The organism is Cryobacterium sp. MDB1-18-1, from assembly GCF_004402735.1.
Lineage (GTDB): Bacteria > Actinomycetota > Actinomycetes > Actinomycetales > Microbacteriaceae > Cryobacterium > Cryobacterium glucosi.
Genome location: NZ_SOFR01000072.1, coordinates 108,452 through 130,379 on the forward strand (window position 1 = coordinate 108,452; position 21,928 = coordinate 130,379).

Below are 21,928 nucleotides of genomic sequence, written 5' to 3' on the forward strand. Positions count from 1 at the left end.
GAGAGAGCAATGACTGACATCGCAACCGCGCCAGTCCACGCGCCGGCCCCGACCGTTGCCGTCGGCCGGATCGCCCGCGTCACGGGCCCGGTCGTCGACATCGAGTTCGCGCACGACTCGATCCCGGGCATGTACAACGCACTGAAGACCACCATCGTCATCGGTGACGTCTCCACTGAGATCACCCTCGAGGTCGCCCTGCACCTCGGAGACGACCTGATCCGAGCGATCGCGCTGAACCCGACCGACGGCCTCGTCCGCGGCCAGGAGGTCCGGGACACCGGAGCTCCCATCATGGTTCCGGTCGGCGAGGTCACCAAGGGCCGCGTCTTCAACGCCATCGGTGAGGTGCTCAACGCCGAGCCCGGCGAGAAGATCGAGATCACGGAGCGCTGGCCCATCCACCGCAAGCCGCCGCCCTTCGACCAGCTCGAGGCCAAGACCCAGCTGTTCGAGACCGGCATCAAGGTCATCGACCTGCTCACGCCGTACGTCCTCGGCGGCAAGATCGGCCTCTTCGGTGGAGCCGGCGTCGGCAAGACCGTCCTCATCCAGGAAATGATCCAGCGCGTCGCGCAGGACCACGGCGGTGTCTCGGTTTTCGCCGGAGTCGGCGAGCGCACCCGTGAGGGCAACGACCTCATCAAGGAAATGGAAGAGGCCGGAGTCTTCGACAAGACCGCCCTCGTGTTCGGCCAGATGGACGAGCCGCCGGGAACGCGTCTCCGCGTCGCCCTCTCCGCGCTGACCATGGCCGAGTACTTCCGCGACGTCGCCAAGCAGGACGTGTTGCTCTTCATCGACAACATCTTCCGCTTCACCCAGGCCGGCTCCGAGGTGTCGACCCTGCTGGGTCGCATGCCGAGCGCCGTGGGCTACCAGCCGACCCTGGCCGACGAGATGGGCATCCTCCAGGAGCGCATCACCTCGACCCGTGGCCACTCGATCACGTCGCTGCAGGCCATCTACGTGCCCGCTGACGACTACACCGACCCGGCACCGGCGACGACCTTCGCCCACCTCGACGCCACGACCGAGCTGTCCCGCGAGATCGCGTCGAAGGGCCTCTACCCGGCCGTCGACCCGCTCACCTCGACCAGCCGTATCCTCGACCCCCGTTACCTGGGCGTCGACCACTACAACACGGCCGTCCGCGTCAAGGCGATCCTCCAGAAGAACAAGGAACTCCAGGAGATCATCGCGATCCTCGGTGTTGACGAACTCTCCGAGGAAGACAAGGTCACCGTTTCGCGGGCCCGTCGCATCCAGCAGTTCCTCTCGCAGAACACCTACATGGCGAAGAAGTTCACCGGTGTCGAGGGCTCGACGGTTTCGCTCAAGGACACCATCGAATCCTTCACCGCGATCGCCAATGGTGACTTCGACCACGTCGCCGAGCAGGCATTCTTCAACGTCGGTGGCATCTCCGACGTCGAAGAGAAGTGGGCGAAAATCCAGAAGGAGAACGACTAGCCATGGCAGGAGCCCCGCTCACCGTCAGCGTCGTCTCTGCCGACCAGGAAGTCTGGTCCGGCGAGGCGACCATGGTCGTCGCGCGCACCGTCGAAGGCCAGATCGGCATCCTGCCTGGCCACGAGCCGTTGCTCGCCATCCTGGCGAGCGGCGAAGTGCGCCTGACCCTGCCCGGCGGCGAGAAGATCGTCGCGCAGGCGGAGGACGGCTTCCTGTCGGTCGCCAACAACCAGGTCACGATCGTCGCGCGCAAAGCGGGGCTCGTCTAGCCGTGTCGATCTAGCCCGTGCTGCTCCTGCTGCCGCCGTCCGAGACGAAACGCACAGGCGGTACCGGCGAACCGCTCGATCTGAATCACCTCAGGTACCCGTCGCTGAACGCTCAGCGGCGGGTACTCGTGCGTGAGCTGCGCTCACTCGCCCGGCACCCCGAAGCCATGATGGCCGCCCTCAAGCTCGGCCGCACCCAGTCCGGCGAGGTCGCCCACAACCGGGCGCTCACAACCGCCCCGACGACGGCGGCCCTCGACCGGTACACCGGAGTGCTCTACGACGCGCTCGACGCCCCGACCCTGACCCTCGCCGACCGCGACTGGGCCGCGGCCCACGTGCTGGTCCACTCGGCCCTGTTCGGTCCGATCGGCGCCCTCGATCCGATTCCGGCCTACCGGCTGTCGACGACGAGCCGGCTGCCCGGCCTCGTGCTGAAGCAGCACTGGGGCCCGCGCATCGCGGCACTGCTCGCCCAGGAGCCCGGCCTCGTGCTCGACCTCCGCTCCGCGGGCTACGTCGCCCTCGGTGCCGCACCGGCCCGGGTCGGCTCGGTCGTGCTCCGCGTCGTGACGGAGACCCCCGACGGGCAGGTGCGCGCCCTCAACCACTTCAACAAGACCGCGAAGGGCCGGTTCACCCGTGCCCTGATCCGGAGCGCCCCCGAGCTCGCGACCCTCGACGACTTGCTGGACTGGGCTCCCGGCGCCGGCTTCACCCTGCGTGCGGCGGGGCCCGCCTCGCTCGAGCTTCTGGAAGACGCGCCGCTCGCCAGGGCCCTCGCCTGACGAACCCCGGCACCCGGCCGTATGCTGGCAGCGTGTCCACTCCAACGATGAATGTCACCGTAACCGGCGCCGGCGGCCAGATCGGCTACGCGCTGCTCTTCCGGATCGCGTCCGGCCAGATGTTCGGCCCGACGACTCCGGTCAACCTCCGGCTCCTCGAAATCCCGGCCGGGCTCGCCGCCGCGGCGGGGACGGCCCTCGAACTCGAGGACTGCGCCTTCCCACTGTTGCGGGACGTGATGGTGACGGATGACCCCACGCGCGCCTTCGACGGGGTGAACGTCGCCCTCCTCGTGGGCTCCCGTCCGCGCGGCATCGGCGAGGAACGCGTTGCGCTTCTCGAGGGGAACGGCCGCATCTTCGGGCCGCACGGCACCGCCATCAACGCGGGGGCGGCATCCGACGTTCGCGTGCTCGTCGTGGGCAACCCGGCCAACACGAACGCGCTCGTCGCCGCCGCGTTCGCACCGGACATTCCCGCCGAGCGCTTCACCGCGCTGACCCGGCTCGACCACAACCGCGGCGTCGCCCAGCTCGCGGTGCGGCTCGGGGTGCACGTCTCCGAGATCGACGGCCTCGCCATCTGGGGCAACCACTCGGCGACGCAGTATCCGGACGTCTTCCACGCGACGGCCGCTGGGCGACCGGTTCGCGAGCTCGTCGACGAGGACTGGCTCGCCGGAACCTTCATTCCGCGGGTCGAGAAGCGCGGCTACGAGATCATCACCGCGCGCGGCGCCTCCTCGGCGGGGTCGGCAGCCGAGGCGACGATCGACCACGTCTACGACTGGGTGCACGGCACCGGCGCGCGCTGGACATCCGCCGCAATCGTCTCCGACGGCTCATACGGGGTGCCGGAGGGCCTGGTCTGCTCCTTCCCGGTGCGGTCGGTCGACGGCCAGTGGCAGATCGTGCAGGGCCTCGAACTGAACGCCTTCTCCCGGACCCGGATCGACGCATCCGTTGCCGAACTCATCGAGGAACGCGACCACGTGCGCGCCCTCGGCCTTCTTCCCGCCGCCCGCTGACCGCCTCTTCACTCCCGGCCAGGGTTACCTTTCCGGTCGAAAGTGCCAGATGCGTCGGTCACTCTCGACCGGAAAAGGAACTCTCGCTCGGTCAGGGGGCGCGGTGGCAGCCGGCGATGTGGTCGTCGACGAGGCCCGCGGACTGCATCAGCGCGTACATCGTCGTCGGGCCGACGAAACGGTAGCCGCGGGTGCGGAGATCCTTGCTGAGCGCCGTCGAATCCGGGGTGATCGCCGGGACGTCTCCGAGTTCCCGCGGCCGGATGGCGCGGGCGGGCGGAGCGAAGCTCCAGATCAGGTCGCTGAGACTCTCGCCGAGGTTCTGGGTGACCCTGGCATTGCCGATCGCGGCCTCGATCTTGCCGCGGTGCCGGATGATGGCGGCGTTGTCGAGGAGCCGTTCGACGTCGGCCGCGGTCATGGCCGCGACCCTGTCGACGTCGAAGCCGTGGAACGCCGCACGGAACGCCGGTCGACGACGAAGGATCGTGATCCAGGAGAGCCCGGCCTGGAACCCCTCGAGGCAGAGCTTCTCGAAGAGCCGCTCATCGTCGCGGAGGGGGCGACCCCACTCCTCGTCGTGGTACCGGCGGTACTCGGGGTCGCCGTTCGCCCACGCGCAGCGTACGACTCCGTCGTCACCGGTGCGGAGGGCGCTCGGGGGCACCGCCGGGAGTGCCGTCGCACCGCCCCTGGGTGCCGGGTCGGTCACGAACGGTACTCGATGCCCTCGTGGCCGAGCAACCACTCCTTGGTCGGGATGCCGCTGCCGCCGCTGTAGCCGGTGATGCGGCCGTTGCTCGCGAGCACGCGGTGGCAGCCGATCAGGATCGGCAGCGGGTTCGCGCCGACGGCCCCGCCGATCGCTCGCCCGGAGCCCGGCCGGTCGATGGAGAGGCCGAGTTCGCCGTAACTCGTGACCGTTCCGAAGTCGAGCTCGTCGAGGCGCGCCCAGACCGCACGCTGGAATGCGGTGCCGCCGGCGAGGTGCATCGGAACGTCGAAACGGGTGCGGGTGCCCGCGAAGTACTCGGTGAGCTGTTTCGCGGCTTCTTCGAGCACGGGGGAGGGGTACTCCGGCTGGGTTTCGAGCGGCAGGTGCCCGTCGCGCTCGATGGCGAGCGTGAGGACGCCGACGTCGTCGCCGGTGAGTTCCAGCCGGCCGATGGGGCTGGGGAGACGGATCAAGGCGGTCGGGATGCTGTCCATGGTTCGACTGTAGTCGGCGTCCGCGCGCGCCTCTGGCGGGTTTCGGACCTGGGGAAAACCCGGCGCGAGCCGCGTCTGGTGGGGAGGCGCGGCATCCGTGCCCGGGCGGGAGGCCTCGGCTCAGGGGATCAGGATCACCTTGCCGAGGGCGCTGCGCGACTCCGCGAGCCGCATCGCGGCCGCGGCCTCGACGAGCGGGAACCGTGCGGCGATCTGCGGGGTGACGATGCCGCGCGCGACGAGGTCGAGGACCGCGGTGAGGTCCTCCCTGTGGTGCCTGCGATAGGCGGCCGGCGTGACCCGGTGCCCGGCCCAGAAGTCGTAGAACAGGGCGCGGTGGCCGCCCGGCAGGGTGTTCCAGAGGGTGAGCCGGGCGAGCAGCCCGATGAAGAGCGGCAGGAGGGACCCGGTGTCCTTGAGGGCCGAGGCGATGCCGTACGAGACCAGGGTGCCTCCGCGAGCAAGCAGGCTCTTCGAGATCCGGGCGCTCGCGAGGCCGAGGTGGTCGAAGGCGGCGTGGACACCGCTGGGGGCGAGCTCGCGGACGCGGGCGGCGAGGTCCGGGTCGGAGTAGTCGACCGGCTCGACCCCGAGGCCGCGGAGGGCCTCATGGTGCCGGGGAGCGGCCGTTCCGATCACCCGGATTCCCGCGTGGCGGGCGAGCTGCACGAGAATCGTGCCGACTCCGCCGCTCGCCCCGTGCACGAGGATGGTCTGGCCGCTCTCGACACGCGCCTTCCGGTGCAGCATCTGCCAGGCGGTGATCCCGTTGACGATGACAGACTCGATGATCGCCGGATCGAGCCCGGCTGGCACCGGCACGAGGTCGGCGGCGGGCACGAGCGCTTCGCTCGCCCAGCCGCCGGTCTTGGTCGCTGCGGCGACACGCCCGCCGATGAGAGCGGAATCGACGCCCGGGCCGACGGCCTCGACGACGCCGACGAGGTCGTAGCCGGGAACGAACGGGAACGCGGGCTGGCCGGGGTAGCGCCCGCGACGCATCGACTGTTCGGCGAACGAGATGCCGCTCGCCTCGACGCGCACCCGGGCCTGGCCGCGGGACGGTGCCGGCAGCATCCGTCGCCGGATCTGGAAGCCGTCCGGTTCGACCACGCCGGGCATCACGATCTCGGTGGTGAGCGTGGGGGAGGCGTTCGGTGTAGCGGTGGCCGTCGCGGGTGTCGTTGCGGGGCGGATGTTGTTGGTCATGGTGTTCTCCTGGTGTCGGTGTCGGTGTCGTGTCGGAAACGGGAAGTGGGTGACTGATCACTCACTGATGGCGAGAATGAACGATGCGAGAGTGACGAATGCTGGGTCGGGCTGCGGGGCCCGGTGAGGGGGAGCGCGTCAGGGGTGGCGGATGCCGGCCGTGAGCAGGCGCGCCCACTCGGACGGTATCTCGTCGAGTCCGGTGGTGACGATGAGGTGGCAGAGCTGGCCATAGGCGACGAAGCGCTGCACCGCTTCGTCCGATGCCCCCGAGCGTGAGCGGACCAGGGTCGTGATCGATTCGATGCCCCGCCGGAGCGCCGCACCGATCTCGGGAACGCTGGCGGCGGACTGCGCGTGCACCTGGAGCATCAGGAGCGACCTGTCGGCGATGAGGTCGGCGTATGCGCCGCCCATCGCGGAGAGGATGCCGTCGGGGCTCCGGTCGACGCCGGTGTCCGCCCCGCGGGAAAGGGCGGCCCCCGCACGATCGAAGCATTCGTCCAGTGCGGCGACGAAGAGCGCCTCCTTGTTCGGGAACAGTTTGGAGACGTAGGCGGGGGAGATCCTGGCGTGTTCGGCGATCGCCGCGATCGGCGTGCCGAGGTACCCGGTCCGCGCGAACACCTCGATCGCGCTGTCGATCACGATCGATCGGCGCGCTTCGGCGGTGGACAGGCGAACGGTGGGGGCTGGCATGTGAGTGACTGTACACTCACTCTCAGGGAGAGTGCAAGCAGTTTCCGGAAGCCGACGGCTGTTCACGAGAAATTCGCCGGGCATCCGCTTGTGAGTGAGCGCTCACTCATCTAAGCTGGGGGGATGTCAGCCAAGCCGCCCCGTGCCAAGCCGCTGCCGGTCGAGGACCGGAGGGCGATGCTCATCGAAGCGACCCTTCCGTTGCTGCTCGAGCACGGGAACGCCGTCACGACCCGGCAGATCGCCGACAGGGCCGGTATTGCGGAGGGCACCATTTTCCGGGCCTTCGACAGCAAGGACGACCTGATCGATGCCGTCGTCGCCCGGCAGGTCGACCCCGAACCGTTCCGGCGCCGGCTGCGCGGCATCGACACCACCCTGCCCCTCGAGCAACGCATCACCGCGATCGTCGCCCTGATGCGGGACCGGTTCACGACGGTGTTCAGCCTGATGTCCGTGATCGGCCACCGCGGCCCGCACCCCGGCGACGACTCCCGACGGGAATTCGTCGAGATCATCGCGCGGATCCTCGCGCCGGACCTCGACCGGCTCACGGTGTCCGCCGAGCGTGCGGCCCAGGTCATCCGGATGCTGACCCTGGCCGCGTCGGTCCCTCACGTCCGTAACGGGCCCGAGTTCGACGACGCCGAGATCGCCGCCCTGATCCTGCACGGGATCGACGGATCCCCCGCGCCCGGCCCGACGGCGCCCGGCTCACCACTCGTCGACACCACCCTTCCGGCCCCCGCGCCGGCCACAGACTCCACCCTGATCCCCGCTTTGCCCTAGGAGAACCGATGCTCTGGAAATTACTCGTGAAGTACTTACGGCCATACTGGCGGCTGTTGACGGCGGTGGTGGTGTTCCAGCTCGCGCAGTCGATCGCTTCGCTGTACCTGCCGACGCTCAACGCCGACATCATCGACCAGGGCGTCGCCACCGGTGACACCGGCTACATCCTCCGCACCGGCGGGCTGATGCTGCTGATCACCCTGGCGCAGATCATCTGTTCGATCATCGCCGTCTACTTCGGCGCGAAGTCGGCCATGGCCCTGGGCCGCGACCTGCGCGGCGCGGTCTTCACCCGGGTCGGTGAGTTCTCCGAGCAGGAGGTGACCAGGTTCGGCGCCGCGTCGCTGATCACCCGCTCCACGAACGACGTGCAGCAGGTGCAGATGCTCGTGCTGATGACCTCGACCCTGATGGTCTCCGCCCCGATCCTTTCCATCGGCGGCGTGATCATGGCCATTCGCCAGGACGTGCAGCTGTCCTGGCTGATCGCCGTGAGCGTTCCGGTCCTCCTCATCGCCGTCGGGCTCATCATCGTCCGGATGATTCCCCTGTTCCGCACGATGCAGGTCAAGATCGACACCGTCAACCGGGTCCTCCGGGAACAGCTCACCGGCATCCGGGTCATTCGCGCCTTCGTGCGCGAGGACCGGGAGACGGCCCGCTTCGCGGTCGCCAACGAGGACGTCACCGACGTTGCACTTCGCGCCGGCCGCCTGATGGCGCTGATGTTCCCGATCGTGATGCTCGTGCTGAACGTGTCGAGCGTCGCCGTGATCTGGTTCGGCGCCTTCCGGATCCAGGACGGCTCGATGCAGGTCGGTACCCTGATCGCGTTCCTCAGCTACCTGATGCAGATCCTGATGGCCGTCATGATGGCGACCTTCATGGCCGTGATGATCCCGAGGGCGACCGTCTCCGCCGACCGCATCGGCGAGGTGCTCGCCACCCCGTCGAGCGTGCGCCCGCCACAGAACCCGGTCAACGCCACCGTCGGCCACGGCGAGCTCGAACTGCTCGACGTGGGCTTCGAATACCCCGGCGCCGCGCAGCCCGTGCTCAGCAACGTGAGCTTCCTCGCCCGTTCCGGCGAGACGACCGCGATCATCGGCAGCACCGGATCCGGAAAGACCACCCTGATCAACCTGATCCCGCGGCTCTTCGACGCGACGAGCGGCACCGTGCTCGTCGACGGCGTCGGTGTGCGCGAGCTCAACCCCGACCTGCTCTGGGGTCACATCGGCCTCGTGCCGCAGAAGCCCTACCTGTTCTCCGGCACCGTGCGCAGCAACCTGCTCTACGGCAAGCCCGACGCGACCGACGCCGAACTCTGGCAGGCGCTCACGATCGCGCAGGCGAAGGACTTCGTCGAGGAGATGCCAGAAGGCCTCGACGCGCCCATCTCCCAGGGCGGCACCAACGTCTCCGGCGGGCAGCGGCAACGGCTCGCGATCGCGCGGGCCCTGGTCAAACGGCCGGAGATCTACATCTTCGACGACTCCTTCTCCGCGCTCGACCTCGCAACGGATGCCCGGCTCCGGGCGGCGCTCAAGGTCGGCACCGACGGGGCCACGATGATCATCGTCGCCCAGCGGGTGTCGACGATCATCGACGCCGACCAGATCCTCGTTCTCGAAGACGGCCGGATCGTCGGACGGGGCACCCACGAGGAGCTCCTCGACACCAACACGACCTACCAGGAAATCGTGTCTTCACAGCTCACAGCGGAGGAAGCAGCATGAGCGAGTCAACCGAACGCCCCGCGGCGGCAGCACCGACCCGCGGGCCAGGCGGACGCGGTCCCGGCGGCGGCCACGGCCCGATGGGCGGAATGAGCATGCCCGTGGAGAAGGCCATGAATTTCGGCCCCTCCGCCAAGCGCCTGATGGGCAAGCTCCGGCCGGAACGGCTCTGGCTCCTGGTCGTCGTCGTGCTCGCCGTGATCAGCGTCACCTTCTCCGTGATCGGCCCGCGCCTCCTCGGCCAGGGCACCAACCTGATCTTCGCGGGCATCGTCTCGAAGGCGCTCCCGGCCGGGGTCACCCAGGACCAGGTCATCGCGGGCCTCCGCGCCTCCGGCGACACCGGCAAGGCCGACCTGTTGAGCGGCATGACCCTGACCCCGGGCCTCGGCATCGACTTCGCCGCGCTCTCCACTGTTCTGCTCTGGGCGATGATCCTCTACGTGCTGTCCTCGGCGTTCAGCTGGATCCAGGCCTACGTGCTCAACGGCGTCGTACAGCGCACGGTGTTCCGCCTCCGCGCGGAGATCGAAGCGAAGATCAACCGGCTTCCGCTCAAGTACTTCGACACCGTTCAGCGCGGCGAGCTGCTCAGCCGCGTGACCAACGACGTCGACAACGTTTCGCAGAGCCTGCAGCAGTCGATGAGCCAGATCGTCACGTCTTTGCTGACCGTGGTCGGCGTCATCGTGATGATGTTCCTGCTCTCGCCGCTCCTGGCCCTGATCGCCCTCGTCACGATCCCGCTCACCCTCGTGACGACGATGCTGATCGCGAAGCGCTCGCAGAAGCTCTTCGTCGGCCAGTGGACCAACACCGGCGAGCTCAACGGCCAGATCGAGGAGACCTTCACCGGCCACGCCCTCGTCAAGGTGTTCGGACGCCAGAAGGAGGTCGAGGAGCGCTTCGCGGCCAAGAACGAGGAACTCTACGTCGCGAGCTTCGGCGCCCAGTTCATCAGCGGCCTGATCATGCCAGCGATGACGTTCATCGGCAATCTCGTCTACGTCGGCATCGCCGTCGTCGGCGGGCTGCAGGTCGCCTCCGGCGCCATGCAGCTCGGTGACGTGCAGGCCTTCATCCAGTACTCGCGCCAGTTCACCCAGCCGCTCGCGCAGCTCGGGTCGATGGCCAACCTGCTGCAGTCCGGCGTCGCATCCGCTGAGCGCGTCTTCAGCCTGCTCGACGCCGAAGAGCAGAGCGCAGACCCCGAGCCCGCTGAGAGCCCGACGGACAACCACGGCCGGCTCACCTTCGAGGACGTGTCGTTCAGCTACTCGGCAGACCAGCCGCTCATCGAGCACATCAACCTCGTCGCGGAACCGGGCCAGACGGTCGCGATCGTCGGTCCGACCGGGGCGGGCAAGACGACCCTGGTCAACCTGATGATGCGCTTCTACGAGCTGGACTCCGGCCGGATCACCCTCGACGGCATCGACATCGCGAAGATGACCAGGGACGACCTGCGCGGCAGGATGGGCATGGTCCTGCAGGACACCTGGCTGTTCGGCGGCACGATCCGGGAGAACATCGCCTACGGCCGTCCGGACGCTTCGGAGGAGGACATCCAGGCCGCCGCGCGCGCCACCTACGTCGACCGGTTCGTGCACTCGCTGCCGGACGGCTACGACACGGTGCTCGACGACGAGGGCGGCAACGTCAGCGCCGGTGAGAAGCAGTTGCTGACGATCGCACGGGCGTTCCTCGCGAAGCCGAGCGTGCTGATCCTCGACGAGGCGACGAGCTCCGTCGACACCCGCACCGAGGTGCTCGTGCAGAAGGCGATGAGCGCGCTCCGCGCCGACCGCACGAGCTTCGTGATCGCGCACCGGCTCTCCACGATCCGCGACGCCGACCTCATCCTCGTGATGGAGTCCGGCCGGATCGTCGAGCTCGGCACGCACGAGGAACTGCTGCTCGCCGGGGGCGCGTACTTCGCCCTCTACAACTCCCAGTTCGCCGCTCCCGTCACCGACGAGGTCTAGGCAGATGCCCGAAGGACGGTTTCCCCGGTCGGTCTACGGACACGGCCGGGAACCGGACCCCCGGTTCAGCCTCGCCAACGAGCGCACCTTCCTCGCCTGGATCCGCACCTCGCTCGCCCTCCTCGCGGTCGGCGTCGCCCTCGAGGTGCTCGAGCTGCCGATCCGGGGGGACTTCCGGGTCGCCTCGGCCGTCGTCTTCCTGGTGCTCGGGCTGCTGGCTCCCGTGCACGCGTGGCTGAACTGGAGCCGGATCGAACGCGCCCTCCGCGAGGACCGGCCACTGCCGGCCCCAGCGCTGTCCGGTGTTCTCGCCGTCGGAATCGTCGTGGGCGGGCTGCTGATCTTCGCGGGCTTGTTTCTGTGAAGCGATGCAGTCCCGTGAAGCGGCGCAGTCCTCTGAAGGGGCGCAGCCCTCTGACGGGGCGCAGTCTCGTGAACAGCGGTCAGTTCCGGTGAGCGGATGCCGGCGGGCGGAGTCGTGACGGAGGTACCGGAGGGCGCCGAGCATCCGTTCGATCCCGGACTGCAACCCGAACGGACCCTGCTGGCGTGGCAGCGCACGGTGCTCGCGCTCGCCGTCGCCGTGGCGGCCGGGGTGCGGTTCGCGGCACCGCTCGTGGGGGTCGTGGCCGTGTTCTTCGGCGCGGCCGGGCTCGCGCTCGCCCTTGCCGCGTACATCGGCGTGCGCTACCGCTACCGGCGGGTGCACGCCGAGTTGCGGGACTCCGCAACGCTCGCCTCCCGTGGTGCGTGGCCGTTCGCGGCGCTCGCCGCCGCGACCTGTGCGCTCGGCCTGCTCGCCGTGCTGTGCGTCGTGGGACGGGTCGTCACGGCGTGACGAACGCCGGGGGTTTCTTCGCCGGTGCTGTTATCGCGCGCCGGCCTCGATCTCGCGGGCGCAGTCGATGCAGAGTTCCGCGGCAGGACGGGCCTCGAGCCGTTCGCGGCTGATCAGCTCACCGCGGCGCACGCACAGGCCATAGGTGCCCTCGTGGATCCTGGCGAGCGCACGGTCGATCGCTGCGGACTTCGCGACGAGTTCACTGTGCACGCCCGACATCCGGGACCACTCCATCGTGAGCGTCGGGCCGTCGGGGTCGTGCTCGTCGTCGTCGGTTCCGCTGTTGCGGGCGTCGAGCACCCCGGAGAGGGTCTCGTCCATGCGGCCCTTGGCCAGGAAGGCGTCGTGGCGTTCTTCGAGGAGAAGACGCTCGAAGCGACGGAGTTCTGCGGCGGTGAAGTTGGCGTGGGTGCGCATGGTTGGTCCTTTCGCGCTGAGGCCACCCGTGGAACGGGCAGCCAGAATGTTCTGACGAGAATACGCCCGGCATTCCGGGCTGTCTCGGGGCTTGCGCATTGGTGCACAACGTGCTCGAACCGGCGCCGGGGGAGGGCGGATGGAGTGGCCGATGGAGTGGCGGGGGGAACCGCGACCCCTATGCGATCGTGACGCTGACCTCGTCGAGACCCGTCGCACCGTCGGGGATGACGTCTTGCCTGATATCCGTCTGGACGAGGCCGGCGGCATCCGTCGCCCGGACCCGAAGGGTGTGTGCACCGGCCGTCGCAGGCCAGGACCAGGTCCACTGGCGCCAGGTGTCGGCCGAGATCGCCGTGGCGAGGGTCGCCTCGGCCCAGGCGCCGCCGTCGACCTGCACTTCCACCCTGCGGATGCCGGTGTGCTGGGCCCACGCGACACCCGCGACGGTCACGGTGCCCGCTCCGGCCCTGGCGCCCGAGCGCGGCACGTCGATCCGGGAGGACACCTTGACCGGGCCCCGCTCGGACCAGCCGCGGTCCGTCCAGTACGCGGTGTGCTGGTCGAACCGGGTGACGTTGAGTTCGACGACCCATTTCGTGGCCGAGACGTAGCCGTAGAGGCCGGGCACGACCATCCGCACCGGGTAGCCGTGTTCGAGCGGGAGCGGGACGCCGTTCATGCCGACCGCGAGGATCGCGTTGCGGCCCGTGTCGGTGAGGACCTCGAGCGGGGTGCTCGCGGTCCAGCCGTCCTGGCTGCGGGAGAGCACCATGTCGGCGCCCGCGGTCGGCACGGCACGGGAGAGCAGGTTCCTGATCGGGTATCCGAGCCACGTCGCGTTGCCGATCAGGTCGCCGCCGACCGGGTTCGAAACGCACATCAGCGTTGTCGTGCTCTCTTCGAGGGGCAGGGCGAGCAGGTCGGCGAAGCTCAGTTCGACCTCGTTCTCGACCATTCCGGTGACCTTGAGCCTCCACGTGCTCGGGTCGATCCTGGGCACCTGGAGTGCGGTGTCGATCCGGTAGAAGTCCGCATTGGCGGTGATGAGCGGCGAGATGCCGTCAACGGCGACGGATGCCGCTGGCGGGATCGCGGGCGCCGTGACGGACGGCGCTGGCAGGGTGAAGAGCGCGCGGGCGGCATCCGCTGCCCGGGTACCGGCGGACACGACCTGGCCGATCACGAGGGCGACCGCGCCGACGGCAGCACTCGCGCCCGTGTAGGCGAGGAAGCGGCGACGGTCGACGTCAGCGCCGCCCGGTGCGGTGTGCGCGGGCGCGGGAGCCGTCTCGGCGCGGAGCCGGGTGATCAGCACGGTCAGGAGCACGGCCGCGACGACCATGGCGACGACGGAGGGAAGGGCGTCGAGGGTCGAAGCGCTCGACCTGCTGAGCACCGCGAACACGGCGAGTCCGCCCGCCGCGACCGTGAGCACGCGCCCGACCGGCGGGCGCAGGAGTTCGAGCACCCCGGCGGCCGCGGCGAGCACCGCTGCGCCGAGGGCGAGGGTCACGATCAGCACGGCCTTGTCGTTCGTGCCGAAGAGGGAGATGACGAGTTCCTTGACCCAGCCGGGCACGAGGTCGATCACGAGGGCGCCGACGGCGAGGACCGGACTGCCGGCCGGCGCGAGCAGCGCAGCGGCCAGTTCGGCGGCGCCGAGACCGGCGAGGGCGGCCGCGATCCCGGCGAGGGCCGCGAGCACGGTGGGCCTGCGGGTCCACGTCCGGCGCGCGCGGGAACCAGGGGAGGGCGTGCGCGCGTCTGGGCCGGTCATCCGTTCAGCCTAAGGCGGCCGCACCGGGGCGCGCCCGCGCATTCCTTACGATTCGCTGGTTTTTTCGCCAGAGTCTCCAGCCGTCGCTTGCCCGTCCTCCGCCCCCTCCGCAGGCAACGGCCAGCGCGATAGGGCAGGATCGAAGGATCATGGCAACTCTGAGCGCCCTCCCGTCCGTCACCGATCCCGACGCCCTGTTCGCGGCATTCGAAGAGTGGGCGACGGACCAGGGCCTCTCGCTGTACCCCGCCCAGGAGGAGGCGCTCATCGAGATCGTCTCGGGGGCGAACCTGATCCTGAGCACGCCGACCGGAACCGGGAAGTCCCTCGTCGCGGTCGGAGCGCACTTCGCCGCGCTCTCCGCGGGCAAGCGCAGTTTCTACACCGCGCCGATCAAGGCGCTCGTGAGCGAGAAGTTCTTCTCCCTCGTCGAGATCTTCGGCGCGGAGAACGTCGGGATGATGACGGGGGACTCCTCGGTCAACTCGGACGCCCCGATCATCTGCTGCACGGCCGAGATCCTCGCGAACCTCGCCCTCCGCAGCGGCGAGGACACCCAGGTCGACCAGGTCGTCATGGACGAATTCCACTTCTACGGCGACCCCGACCGCGGCTGGGCCTGGCAGGTGCCGCTTCTCCTGCTGCCCCGGGTGCAGTTCATCCTGATGAGCGCGACCCTCGGGGACGTGACCGAGATCGCCGACGACCTCGCCCGCCGCACCAGCCGGCCGGTCGCGGTCGTCACGGGCGTCGAACGCCCGGTCCCGCTCAACTACTACTACGAGACCACGCCGGTGCACGAGACCGTCGAGGACCTGCTCAAGACCGGCCAGGCGCCCGTCTACATCGTGCACTTCTCCCAGGCCGCCGCCCTCGAACGCGCGCAGGCGCTCTCGAGCGTCAAGGTCGCCACCAAGGAGCAGAAGGAGGCGATCGCCGAACTGATCGGCGAGTTCCGCTTCACGACGAGCTTCGGCAAGACCCTCTCGCGGCTGATCCGGATGGGCATCGGCGTGCACCACGCCGGCATGCTGCCGAAGTACCGCCGACTCGTCGAGCAGCTCGCCCAGCGAGGCCTGCTCCGGGTGATCTGCGGCACCGACACCCTCGGAGTCGGCATCAACGTGCCGATCCGCACGGTGCTCTTCACCGCCCTGACCAAGTACGACGGCGTCAAGATGCGCCAGCTCAACGCCCGCGAGTTCCACCAGATCGCCGGGCGCGCCGGCCGGGCCGGGTACGACACCGCGGGAACCGTCGTGATCCAGGCCCCCGACCACGAGACCGAGAACCTCAAGGCGATCGAGAAGGCCGGGGACGACCCCAAGAAGAAGCGCAAGATCATCCGCAAGAAGGCGCCGGAGGGCTTCGTGTCCTGGGGCGAGCCGTCGTTCCAGCGCCTCGTCAGCGCCGAGCCGGAGACACTGCACTCGAGCATGCAGATGACCGCCGCGATGCTGATCAACGTGATCGGCCGCGGCGGCGACGCCTTCGCGCACGTCTACGAGCTCGTGTTCGACAACCACGAGCCGTGGAAGCGCCAGCTCGCGCACGCCCGCCGTGCCCTCGGCATCTACAAGACGCTGCGCGCGGCCGGGATCGTCGAGCAGAGCGCGAGCGGGGACATCCGCCTGACCGTCGACCTGCAGCCGAACTTCGCTCTCAACCAGCCGCTCTCGCCGTTCGCGCTCGCCGCGTTCGACCTGCTCGACCCGGAGTCGCCGACCTACGCGCTCGACATGATGTCGATCGTCGAGGCGACCCTCGACGACCCGCGTCCGGTGCTGATGGGCCAGCAGTTCGCGGCCCGCGGCGAAGCCGTCAACGCGATGAAGCGCGAGGGCATCGAATACGACGAGCGGATGGCGCTGCTCGAGGAGATCACCTGGCCGAAGCCCCTCGAGGAGCTGCTGACCTACACCTTCACGACCTACAAGGAGTCGCAGCCCTGGATCGCGGACTTCGAGCTCAGCCCCAAGACGGTCGTGCGCGACATGTACGAACGGGCGATGTCGTTCGGTGAGTTCATCGCGTTCTACAAGCTCGCTCGCTCAGAGGGCGTCGTGCTGCGCTACCTGTCCGACGCCTACCGGGCCGCCCGGCAGACCATCCCGGACGAGGCCAAGACAGAGGACCTGCTCGACCTGATCGAGTGGCTCGGCGAACTCGTGCGCCAGGTCGACTCGAGCCTCCTCGACGAGTGGGAGGAGCTCATCCACCCCGACCTCGAAGCGCACGAGCAGGGCGCCGTGTCCATGCTGCCGCCGCCCCCGCGCCGGCTCACCACGAACGTGCGCGCCTTCCGGATCCTCGTGCGCAACGAGCTGTTCCGGCGCGTTCAGCTCGCGGCGCTCGAGAACTACGACGCGCTCGGCGAACTCGACCGCGAGCACGGCTTCACGGCGGATGCCTGGGGAGACGCCATGGACGGATACTTCGCCGAACACGACGAGGTCCTCACCGGCGCCAACGCGCGCGGGTCCGGCATGCTGATCCTCGACGAGGGCGCAACCATCTGGACCGTGCGGCAGATCCTCGACGACCCGGAGGGCGATCACGACTGGGGGATCAGCGCGACGATCGACCTCGCCGAATCGGACGACCTCGGCGCAGCGCACGTCCGGGTCACGGCGGTCAATCGGCTCTAAGGTCGGCCCGTGCCTGGTGCAGACCGTACCTGGTGCAGACCGTACCTGGTGCAAACCGTACCTGGTGCTTGGTCGAGCGCGGTGGCGGCGGGCGGCGGGTGCCCCGCGGAGTAGCGTGGAAGCATGAGTGCAGCCGACAACATCGCCCGTCCGATCCGATCCGCCGTGATCGGCTTCGGCCTCTCCGGGAGGGTGTTCCACAGCCCGTTCCTCGCCGCGAACCCAGAATTCTCCCTCGACGCGATCGTCACGGGCGACCCCGTGCGGCGCCAGCAGGCTGCAGAGACCTATCCGGGTGTGCGCCTGATGCACACCGTCGACGAGCTCCTCGCCGCCGCGGACGACCTCGACCTCGTCGTGATCGGCTCCCCGCCGGGCAGCCACGTCGCACTCGCCCATGCCGCGCTCGACGCGGGCCTCGCCGTCGTCATCGACAAGCCGTTCGCTCCCACGAGCATCGCAGGCCAGGGGCTCATCGAGAAGGCCAAACGCCTCGGCCTGCTGCTCACCGTGTTCCAGAACCGGCGCTGGGACGGTGACTTCCTGACCCTGAAGGCGCTCATCAACGAGGGCGCCCTCGGCGAGGTGCGGCACTTCGAGTCGCGGTTCGAGTTCTGGCGCCCGACACCGTCGGCCAAGGCCTGGAAGGCGAGCGCCGGCATCCGTGAGGGCGGCGGGATTCTCTTCGACCTCGGCGCGCACCTGATCGACCAGGCCCTGCAGCTCTTCGGGCCGGTCGATGACATCTACGCAGAGATCGCGACCCGCGTGCCCGGCGGGAACGCCGACGACGACACCTTCGTGTCGCTGCACCACGGTTCCGGGGTGCGATCGCACCTGTGGATGAACGGGACCGCCGCCCAGGTCGGGCCGCGTTTCCACGTGCTCGGCTCTGAATCGGGGTACACGAAGTGGGGCCTCGACGGCCAGGAGGCCACCCTCGCCGCCGGTGCTCTTCCGACGGATGCCGGTTTCGGTATCGAGCACGAGTCGGCATGGGGCATGCTCGGGCTCGACGGCGCCCAGCACGCGGTGCCCACCGAACCCGGCGACTACGCGGCCTTCTACCGGGGACTCGCCGACGCGCTGCTGCGCGGTGCGCCCGCTCCCGTCGACCCGGAGGACTCGCTGCGCGTGGTCGGGATCATCGAGCGAATCTTCCGCCAGACCCGCTAGCGGCATCCGCTCGCCGGGCGGTCGAACGTCGACGTCGAGCGCTGGTGTTGCGCCGCTCCGCGCGTGGTCGACCACGCGCGCACCGGCGGAACACCCGCGCTCGGTGCGGTGGATGCCCGCTTAAAGCAAGCGACCGGCCCCGGCCGGACCGGGCAACCGTGTGCTCGCCCGCGCATCACGTTCTTCCGGTCCGACCGATGCCGGTCGGCTTCAGCGCCCCAACACGTTGGGACTGGTTGTACTCTCGTTCACCGAGATGAACGAGCAGTGTGGATTGACTGAACGAGAGGTGCCGTTTCCCGGCCTCCCGGCGACCGGGTATCGGCGCCGGTTCCACCCTGCCGGACGAAGCTGCCGGGCAGGCGCGTGCGGGGTGTGGATATCGTGTCGATCCGCGGGGAATCTGATGCGCGTGCGCCGGGAATGGCGTGTGACTAGCGCTTCGTTGTCCAGTCGAGGTTGATGACGTCGTTGATGTAGATGTCCTCGCCGAGGCCGGGCACCGACGGATTCATCCGGAGGAGCTGTTGCACGGGCACGTCGAAACGCTGCGCGATCGCGAAGAAGTCGTCGCCCTCGACGACCGTGTAGGTCTGGAGTGCGCCGGCGCCGTTTGACGCGGCGGATCCCTCGGCGCCCGCTGTCGCTCCCAGATCGGTCGCGGGCCCCTCCGGAATCGGCGCGACGGGGATTGCAGCGGCGTTCGGGGTTGTCGTGGGTGCCGATCCCTTCGGCGGGTTGGGGATGAGCGGCACCTCCACGGGCGTCGGGGTGGGCGTGGGCGTCGGCGTCGGCGTGGGAGTCGGTGTCTGGGTGACGACGACGGTGGCCGTGACGACCGCAGGCGCCGGAGCCGCCGCGCACCCGGACAGGCCGAGAACGAGGACCCCGGAGACCAGGATCGCGGTGGATGGGCCCGCGGCCCGGAATGAGTGCTGGGACGACCGAATACGCATGAGACCCCCGGAATGCCGTGAACGTGATGAATGCGGCGCGACAGGGGAACGAAAGGGCTGCGCCCGACATCCGTATCGCGTGTGCCTGCCCAGTTTAGGCTGGTCGGGTCAACATTCGATCACGTTGACGGCGAGACCGCCCTCGCTCGTTTCCTTGTACTTCGTCATCATGTCGAGGCCGGTCTGGCGCATGGTCTCGATGACGGTGTCGAGGGAGACGAGGTGGGTGCCGTCGCCGTGCAGGGCGAGGCGGGCAGCGGAGACCGCCGTCGACGACGCGATCGCGTTGCGCTCGATGCACGGCACCTGCACGAGGCCTCCGACGGGGTCGCAGGTGAGACCGAGGTGGTGCTCCATCGCGATCTCGGCGGCGTTCTCGACCTGGCGCGGGGTGCCGCCGAGCACCGCGCAGAGCGCGCCGGAGGCCATCGCGCACGCTGATCCGACCTCGGCCTGGCAGCCGCCTTCCGCGCCGGATATGGAGGCGTTGGCCTTCACGAGGGATCCGATCGCGGCCGCCGTGAGCAGGTAGCGGCGGATGCCCTCGGCGTTCGCCCCAGGGACGAACCGCAGGTAGTAGTGCCCGACGGCCGGGATGATTCCCGCCGCACCGTTGGTCGGGGCCGTGACGACGCGGCCTCCGGAGGCGTTCTCCTCGTTGACCGCGAGGGCGAAGGCGTGCAGCCACTCGGTCGAGGTGTCTCGCTCGCGCAGGGGCAGCAGCTCATATTCCTCGAGCTGCATGCGAATGGCGGCGGCACGGCGCTTGACCTTGAGGCCCCCGGGAAGGGTGCCGGCCGTGGCCAATCCGGCCTCGACGCAGACGTGCATCGCGTCCCAGATCGCGTCGAGCCCGGCGTCGAGGGCTTCGGCCCCGTGGATGGACTCCTCGTTCTCGCGGGCGATCGCGGCGATGTCGACCCCGCGGGCATCGCAGAGTGCGAGCAGCTCGGCGCTCGAGTCGTAGTCCATCGGCCGGGGAGAGGTCGTCGGCGGAACCATGGGGTCGCCCTCGCGCCGGATGAAGCCGCCTCCGATCGAGTACCAGGTCTCCTCGAACAGGGGGAGGGCATCCGTCGCCGACCACGCTTGCAGGGTGAGCGCGTTGGGGTGGCCGGGCAGCCTGGTGCGCGCTTCGAAGCGGATGTCGCCGCGCTCGACCGCTATCGTGTGGCGGCCGTCGAGGAGCAGCGTTGCGCCCTCGTCCAGGTCGGCCCACGATCCGTGGACGGCGGCAGGGTCGCAGGTCTCCGGGTGCAAGCCGGTGAGGCCGGCGAGGACGGCGTCGGGAGTGCCGTGGCCGAGGCCCGTCGAGCCGAGCGATCCGTAGAGCGAGCAGCTCACCCGGGTGACCTCGCCGAGCCGGCCGCGTTCGGTGAGGTGGGCGGCGAAGGCGCGGGCGGCCCGCATCGGGCCGACCGTGTGGGAGCTGGAGGGGCCGATCCCGATGGAGAACAGATCGAGGGCCGAGACATACGCGGACATCCGTCCATCGTATGCGCGTCGGCCGCCCGCGTCCGGGGGCGCGCGGTCGCCCTGTCCGGGTGTCGGCTCGCCCGGCCGGTGCTGAGGTGTCGCAGATCGACGTTCCCTGGGCCGGGGAACGTCGATCTGCGACACCTCAGCCGGTCTGTGACGCCGCGCGACTCGCGGGCTGGGCCGGTGCCCGCGCAGGCTGGCAGGATGGGCGCATGAGCCTCGGATCAGTTGTGCACACCGCCGCCGTCGAGCGTGTCGACACCGTCGTGATCGGCGGCGGGGCCATGGGGTCGGCGACGGCGTGGCAGCTCGCGCGGCGCGGACACCCCGTGCTCCTCCTCGAGCGCTTCGAGCCGGGCCACAAGAACGGCGCCTCGCACGGCGCATCGCGCAACTTCAACACCGCGTACGCCGATCCCACCTACGTCGGCATGCTCGCGGAGGCCGTGCGGCTCTGGCGCGAGCTCGAGGACGAGTCGGGGGCCGCGGTCTTCGACCAGGTCGGCGTGGTCAACCATGGGCCGAACCCGGCGTTCGACGCCGTCGCGGATGCGCTCCGCTCAGCGGGGCTCGGAGCCGAGTTCCTCACTCCGGAGGCGGCGGGGGAGCGTTGGCCGGGCATCCGCTTCGACGGCCGGGTGCTGCACAACCCCGACGCCGGGCGCATCAACGCGGATGCTGCGGTGGCGGCACTGCAGGCGGCCGCGGCCGCAGCAGGGGCCGAGGTTCGGAACGGTGTGCGGGTGCTGCGGGTCGACGTGATCGGGGACGACCGGGTGCGCGTGACGACGGCGACCGGCGTCATCGAAGCGCGACACGTCGTCGTCACGGTCGGCGCGTGGACCTCCGGCCTGCTCACCGGGGTGCTCGCGGTGCCGCGGCTTCGGGTGACCCAGGAGCAGCCGGCGCACTTCGCCCAGCGCGACGCGGCGGCCCAGGACTGGCCCGGCTTCAACCACGCCCGCGACACCACGGACCCGCGGTACGGTTACTGGTACTCCCCGGTCTACGGCATGCGCACCCCGGGAGAGGGGATCAAGGCCGGCTGGCACGGTGTCGGTCCGGTCACCGATCCGGACCGACGCAGCTTCCTGCCCGAGCCCGTGCAGCTCGCGGCCCTGCAGCGCTACGTGCGCGAGTGGTTGCCGGGTGCCGACGCCGACGTCCTCGAGCCGGTCAGCTGCACATACACGACCACGGCAGACGAGGACTTCGTGCTCGACAGGGTCGGACCGGTCACCGTCGGCGCGGGCTTCAGCGGGCACGGGTTCAAGTTCACGCCGACGGTCGGGCGGATCCTCGCGGATCTGGCCACGGATGCTGCAGCCGCGCCGCCCCGCTTCGCCCTGTCCCGCACGCCCAACGCTGGCCCCGGCGGCTGGCTCGCCCGCGGCTGATCCGCGCGGCGCCACGCGCGCCCCTGCCCGACCAGCCCGCGCG

At 69.6% G+C, this 21,928-nt stretch carries 20 protein-coding genes; 12 read left to right on the forward strand and 8 right to left on the reverse strand.

Annotated features, from left to right (window positions below):
• Positions 1–9 precede the first annotated feature (9 nt).
• The 4 genes from atpD to E3O50_RS17360 are packed head-to-tail and all read left to right on the forward strand — an operon-like array spanning position 10 to position 3,558.
• Complete coding sequence (atpD, locus tag E3O50_RS17345) at positions 10–1,473, forward strand: F0F1 ATP synthase subunit beta (RefSeq protein WP_134448164.1); 1,464 nt, start codon at positions 10–12, stop codon at positions 1,471–1,473.
• Positions 1,474–1,475: 2 nt separating this feature from the next.
• Positions 1,476–1,742 carry a F0F1 ATP synthase subunit epsilon gene (locus E3O50_RS17350; RefSeq protein WP_134448166.1) on the forward strand — a complete coding sequence of 89 codons (267 nt, stop codon included), beginning with the start codon at positions 1,476–1,478 and terminating at the stop codon, positions 1,740–1,742.
• A 17-nt stretch (positions 1,743–1,759) separates the two neighbouring features.
• Complete coding sequence (locus E3O50_RS17355; RefSeq protein ID WP_134558689.1) at positions 1,760–2,530, forward strand: peroxide stress protein YaaA; 771 nt, start codon at positions 1,760–1,762, stop codon at positions 2,528–2,530.
• A 32-nt stretch (positions 2,531–2,562) separates the two neighbouring features.
• Entirely contained in the window at positions 2,563–3,558 is a 996-nt protein-coding gene (locus tag E3O50_RS17360; protein ID WP_174774596.1) for a malate dehydrogenase, read from the forward strand.
• A gap of 91 nt (positions 3,559–3,649) precedes the next feature.
• Here E3O50_RS17360 and E3O50_RS17365 read toward each other — a convergent pair whose 3' ends face one another.
• The 4 genes from E3O50_RS17365 to E3O50_RS17380 all read right to left on the reverse strand — a co-directional run bounded on the left by E3O50_RS17365 (position 3,650) and on the right by E3O50_RS17380 (position 6,675).
• Positions 3,650–4,225, reverse strand: a complete 576-nt coding sequence (locus E3O50_RS17365) for a DNA-3-methyladenine glycosylase I (protein ID WP_134558704.1) — start codon at positions 4,223–4,225, stop codon at positions 3,650–3,652.
• 41 nt (positions 4,226–4,266) lie between these two features.
• On the reverse strand, positions 4,267–4,767 hold the full coding sequence (locus E3O50_RS17370) for a methylated-DNA--[protein]-cysteine S-methyltransferase (RefSeq protein WP_134558691.1): 501 nt from the start codon (positions 4,765–4,767) through the stop codon (positions 4,267–4,269).
• A 120-nt stretch (positions 4,768–4,887) separates the two neighbouring features.
• Complete coding sequence (locus E3O50_RS17375; protein WP_134558692.1) at positions 4,888–5,976, reverse strand: medium chain dehydrogenase/reductase family protein; 1,089 nt, start codon at positions 5,974–5,976, stop codon at positions 4,888–4,890.
• 138 nt (positions 5,977–6,114) lie between these two features.
• Positions 6,115–6,675: a TetR/AcrR family transcriptional regulator gene (locus tag E3O50_RS17380; protein WP_134558693.1), complete on the reverse strand. Its 561-nt coding sequence runs from the start codon at positions 6,673–6,675 to the stop codon at positions 6,115–6,117.
• Positions 6,676–6,798: 123 nt separating this feature from the next.
• On the opposite strand from E3O50_RS17380, the gene E3O50_RS17385 reads away from it, so the two are divergent.
• The 5 genes from E3O50_RS17385 to E3O50_RS19365 all read left to right on the forward strand — a co-directional run bounded on the left by E3O50_RS17385 (position 6,799) and on the right by E3O50_RS19365 (position 12,029).
• Positions 6,799–7,464 carry a TetR/AcrR family transcriptional regulator gene (locus tag E3O50_RS17385; protein WP_134558694.1) on the forward strand — a complete coding sequence of 222 codons (666 nt, stop codon included), beginning with the start codon at positions 6,799–6,801 and terminating at the stop codon, positions 7,462–7,464.
• 8 nt (positions 7,465–7,472) lie between these two features.
• Complete coding sequence (locus E3O50_RS17390) at positions 7,473–9,206, forward strand: ABC transporter ATP-binding protein (RefSeq protein ID WP_134558695.1); 1,734 nt, start codon at positions 7,473–7,475, stop codon at positions 9,204–9,206.
• Positions 9,203–11,191 (forward strand): ABC transporter ATP-binding protein, encoded by a 1,989-nt coding sequence (locus tag E3O50_RS17395; RefSeq protein ID WP_134558696.1) that lies wholly within the window; start codon positions 9,203–9,205, stop codon positions 11,189–11,191. The genes E3O50_RS17390 and E3O50_RS17395 overlap by 4 nt, the downstream gene beginning before the upstream one ends.
• A gap of 4 nt (positions 11,192–11,195) precedes the next feature.
• The gene (locus E3O50_RS17400; protein WP_134448184.1) at positions 11,196–11,555 is read left to right on the forward strand and encodes a DUF202 domain-containing protein; all 360 of its coding nucleotides are present in this window, start codon (positions 11,196–11,198) and stop codon (positions 11,553–11,555) included.
• 114 nt (positions 11,556–11,669) lie between these two features.
• The gene (locus tag E3O50_RS19365) at positions 11,670–12,029 is read left to right on the forward strand and encodes a DUF202 domain-containing protein (RefSeq protein WP_174774597.1); all 360 of its coding nucleotides are present in this window, start codon (positions 11,670–11,672) and stop codon (positions 12,027–12,029) included.
• Positions 12,030–12,059: 30 nt separating this feature from the next.
• Here E3O50_RS19365 and E3O50_RS19245 read toward each other — a convergent pair whose 3' ends face one another.
• Together E3O50_RS19245 and E3O50_RS17415 are read right to left on the reverse strand one after the other, a co-directional pair.
• The gene (locus tag E3O50_RS19245) at positions 12,060–12,449 is read right to left on the reverse strand and encodes a TraR/DksA C4-type zinc finger protein (protein ID WP_166787332.1); all 390 of its coding nucleotides are present in this window, start codon (positions 12,447–12,449) and stop codon (positions 12,060–12,062) included.
• A 178-nt stretch (positions 12,450–12,627) separates the two neighbouring features.
• Complete coding sequence (locus E3O50_RS17415) at positions 12,628–14,229, reverse strand: molybdopterin-dependent oxidoreductase (protein ID WP_134558698.1); 1,602 nt, start codon at positions 14,227–14,229, stop codon at positions 12,628–12,630.
• 149 nt (positions 14,230–14,378) lie between these two features.
• On the opposite strand from E3O50_RS17415, the gene E3O50_RS17420 reads away from it, so the two are divergent.
• Together E3O50_RS17420 and E3O50_RS17425 are read left to right on the forward strand one after the other, a co-directional pair.
• Complete coding sequence (locus E3O50_RS17420) at positions 14,379–16,877, forward strand: DEAD/DEAH box helicase (RefSeq protein ID WP_134558699.1); 2,499 nt, start codon at positions 14,379–14,381, stop codon at positions 16,875–16,877.
• A 123-nt stretch (positions 16,878–17,000) separates the two neighbouring features.
• Positions 17,001–18,053 carry a Gfo/Idh/MocA family oxidoreductase gene (locus E3O50_RS17425; RefSeq protein ID WP_134448192.1) on the forward strand — a complete coding sequence of 351 codons (1,053 nt, stop codon included), beginning with the start codon at positions 17,001–17,003 and terminating at the stop codon, positions 18,051–18,053.
• Between the two features lie 434 nt (positions 18,054–18,487).
• Here E3O50_RS17425 and E3O50_RS19370 read toward each other — a convergent pair whose 3' ends face one another.
• Positions 18,488–19,009 carry a LysM domain-containing protein gene (locus tag E3O50_RS19370; RefSeq protein ID WP_174774598.1) on the reverse strand — a complete coding sequence of 174 codons (522 nt, stop codon included), beginning with the start codon at positions 19,007–19,009 and terminating at the stop codon, positions 18,488–18,490.
• A 108-nt stretch (positions 19,010–19,117) separates the two neighbouring features.
• On the reverse strand, positions 19,118–20,494 hold the full coding sequence (locus E3O50_RS17440; protein ID WP_134558700.1) for an L-serine ammonia-lyase: 1,377 nt from the start codon (positions 20,492–20,494) through the stop codon (positions 19,118–19,120).
• A gap of 206 nt (positions 20,495–20,700) precedes the next feature.
• On the opposite strand from E3O50_RS17440, the gene E3O50_RS17445 reads away from it, so the two are divergent.
• Positions 20,701–21,885 (forward strand): FAD-dependent oxidoreductase, encoded by a 1,185-nt coding sequence (locus E3O50_RS17445; protein ID WP_134558701.1) that lies wholly within the window; start codon positions 20,701–20,703, stop codon positions 21,883–21,885.
• The last annotated feature ends 43 nt before the right edge of the window (positions 21,886–21,928 follow it).

Coding starts and splice junctions, on each gene's coding strand:
- E3O50_RS17395 (WP_134558696.1), top strand. CDS start 9,203: ATGAGCGAGTCAACCGAACGCCCCGCGGCGGCAGCACCGACCCGCGGG.
- E3O50_RS17400 (WP_134448184.1), top strand. CDS start 11,196: ATGCCCGAAGGACGGTTTCCCCGGTCGGTCTACGGACACGGCCGGGAA.
- E3O50_RS17440 (WP_134558700.1), bottom strand. CDS start 20,494: ATGTCCGCGTATGTCTCGGCCCTCGATCTGTTCTCCATCGGGATCGGC.
- E3O50_RS19245 (WP_166787332.1), bottom strand. CDS start 12,449: ATGCGCACCCACGCCAACTTCACCGCCGCAGAACTCCGTCGCTTCGAG.
- E3O50_RS17420 (WP_134558699.1), top strand. CDS start 14,379: ATGGCAACTCTGAGCGCCCTCCCGTCCGTCACCGATCCCGACGCCCTG.
- E3O50_RS19370 (WP_174774598.1), bottom strand. CDS start 19,009: ATGCGTATTCGGTCGTCCCAGCACTCATTCCGGGCCGCGGGCCCATCC.
- E3O50_RS17375 (WP_134558692.1), bottom strand. CDS start 5,976: ATGACCAACAACATCCGCCCCGCAACGACACCCGCGACGGCCACCGCT.
- E3O50_RS17385 (WP_134558694.1), top strand. CDS start 6,799: ATGTCAGCCAAGCCGCCCCGTGCCAAGCCGCTGCCGGTCGAGGACCGG.
- E3O50_RS17425 (WP_134448192.1), top strand. CDS start 17,001: ATGAGTGCAGCCGACAACATCGCCCGTCCGATCCGATCCGCCGTGATC.
- E3O50_RS17390 (WP_134558695.1), top strand. CDS start 7,473: ATGCTCTGGAAATTACTCGTGAAGTACTTACGGCCATACTGGCGGCTG.
- E3O50_RS17350 (WP_134448166.1), top strand. CDS start 1,476: ATGGCAGGAGCCCCGCTCACCGTCAGCGTCGTCTCTGCCGACCAGGAA.
- E3O50_RS17415 (WP_134558698.1), bottom strand. CDS start 14,229: ATGACCGGCCCAGACGCGCGCACGCCCTCCCCTGGTTCCCGCGCGCGC.
- E3O50_RS17380 (WP_134558693.1), bottom strand. CDS start 6,675: ATGCCAGCCCCCACCGTTCGCCTGTCCACCGCCGAAGCGCGCCGATCG.
- E3O50_RS17370 (WP_134558691.1), bottom strand. CDS start 4,767: ATGGACAGCATCCCGACCGCCTTGATCCGTCTCCCCAGCCCCATCGGC.
- E3O50_RS17445 (WP_134558701.1), top strand. CDS start 20,701: ATGAGCCTCGGATCAGTTGTGCACACCGCCGCCGTCGAGCGTGTCGAC.
- atpD (WP_134448164.1), top strand. CDS start 10: ATGACTGACATCGCAACCGCGCCAGTCCACGCGCCGGCCCCGACCGTT.